The 1,880-nt window shown below is 63.8% G+C and carries 3 protein-coding genes; all 3 read left to right on the top strand.

Features of this window, described 5'->3' with window-relative positions; genetic code table 11:
- Positions 1 to 3: 3 nt before the first annotated feature.
- The 3 genes from AC1DT3_RS19595 to AC1DT3_RS19585 all read left to right on the top strand — a co-directional run bounded on the left by AC1DT3_RS19595 (position 4) and on the right by AC1DT3_RS19585 (position 1,863).
- Positions 4 to 309, top strand: coding sequence for a DUF1330 domain-containing protein (locus tag AC1DT3_RS19595; RefSeq protein ID WP_477466887.1), 306 nt, complete (start codon positions 4 to 6; stop codon positions 307 to 309).
- Positions 310 to 402: 93 nt separating this feature from the next.
- The gene (gene dapB / locus AC1DT3_RS19590) at positions 403 to 1,209 is read left to right on the top strand and encodes a 4-hydroxy-tetrahydrodipicolinate reductase (protein ID WP_477466886.1); all 807 of its coding nucleotides are present in this window, start codon (positions 403 to 405) and stop codon (positions 1,207 to 1,209) included.
- Positions 1,210 to 1,242: 33 nt separating this feature from the next.
- Positions 1,243 to 1,863: a 2,3-bisphosphoglycerate-dependent phosphoglycerate mutase gene (locus AC1DT3_RS19585; RefSeq protein WP_477466885.1), complete on the top strand. Its 621-nt coding sequence runs from the start codon at positions 1,243 to 1,245 to the stop codon at positions 1,861 to 1,863.
- Positions 1,864 to 1,880 lie beyond the last annotated feature (17 nt).

Raw genomic sequence — 1,880 nt, 5'->3', positions numbered from 1 at the left:
GTGATGCCGAAGGGATATTGGATCGGGCGCGTCGACGTCTCCAATCCCGACGCGTATCGGAACTACGCCGCCGCGAATGCCGCCGCCTTTTCGAAGTTCGGTGGACGTTTCCTCGTGCGCGGCGGAACATTCGAGCCGGTGGAAGGGGAAAGTCGCTCGCGCAATGTGGTGATCGAGTTTTCGTCCTATGAAACCGCCCTCGCCTGCTGGCATTCGCCCGAATACATGGCGGCAAAGGCCGAGCGCGATGGCCACGCCATCGCCGACATCATCGTCATCGAGGGATATGACGGCCCGCAGCCGACATGAGCACGGACGGATGAAGAAAGCGGTCCGAGCTTTGCAGCCAACACCCCACCGGCTATACCCGAACGCGTAAAACAGGAGTGGAGCATGACCGAGATGCGACTAGCGGTCGTGGGCGCGGCCGGACGCATGGGGCGAATGCTCATCAAGGCTATCGCCGACACGCAAGGTTGCCGGCTCGTGGGCGCCATCGAGCGCGAAGGGTCGCAACTTCTCGGCCACGATGCCGGCCTCGTCGCCGGAACCGGCCTTCTCGAAATCGACATCACCGACGATCCGCTCGCCGTGTTCGCGCAGGCTGACGGCGTCCTCGATTTCACCTCACCCAGCGGGACGGTCGCATTCGCTGCTCTGGCAGCGCAGGCGCGCATCGTCCACGTGATCGGCACCACCGGTTTGCAGGAACCCGATTTCGCCAAACTCGAGGCGGCCGCGCGTCATGCCCGCATCGTCCAATCCGGCAACATGTCGCTCGGCGTCAACCTGCTCGCCGGGCTCGTGCGCAAAGTCGCAGCAACCCTCGGCGACGATTACGACATCGAGATCCTGGAAATGCACCACCGCATGAAGGTGGACGCGCCGTCGGGCACGGCGCTTCTCCTCGGCGAGGCCGCCGCCGAAGGGCGAGCGGTGTCCCTCAACGATCGATCGGTGCGGGTACGCGATGGACATACCGGCGCGCGCGAACCCGGCGCGATCGGCTTTGCGGCGTTGCGGGGCGGCACCGTCGTCGGGGATCACACGGTAATGTTCGCCGGTCCCGGCGAACGCATAGAACTGTCCCATCGCGCCGAAGATCGCAGCATTTTTGCCCGGGGCGCCGTGCGGGCGGCCTTGTGGGCCTTCGACAAGAAGCCCGGGTACTACACGATGGTCGACGTTCTCGGCCTCAACGACCTGTAACTCTCGATTACCCCAACTGGAGACGTCACTCTCATGAATCGCCTTCTCGTCCTCGCCCGTCATGGTCAGAGCGAATGGAACCTCAAGAACCTGTTCACCGGCTGGAAGGACCCCGGCCTGACCGATCTCGGCGTCGAAGAGGCGCGCACCGCCGGCCGCCGCCTGAAGGCGCTCGGCGTACAGTTCGACATCGCCTACACGTCCGATCTTTCGCGCGCGCAACGCACGTGCGAACTGATCCTCGAGGAGATCGGCCAATCCAATCTCACGACGATCAAGGACCAGGCTCTGAACGAGCGCGATTATGGCGATCTCTCCGGCCTCAACAAGGACGACGCGCGCGCCAAGTGGGGTGAGGAGCAAGTCCATCTGTGGCGCCGTTCCTATGACGTCCCACCTCCGGGCGGCGAAAGCCTGAAGGATACGGTTGCGCGAGTCTTGCCCTATTACGTGGCCGAGATTCTGCCGCGCGTGATGCGAGGCGAGCGCGTTCTCGTGGCGGCACATGGCAATTCACTCCGCGCACTCGTGATGGTTCTCGACAGGCTCGACGCTTCGACGATCCCGTCGATGGAACTCGCAACCGGAATACCGCTGGTCTACCGCCTCAAGGCCGACACGACAGTCGAAGACAAGAAGGTCCTGGAAGCATGAGCGACGTCCGCCTGCTG

It is taken from the genome of Microvirga sp. P4_G7 (assembly GCF_056401005.1).
Note: the sequence above shows the minus strand (reverse complement) of the source record. Positions and strands in the feature narration are given on the sequence as shown.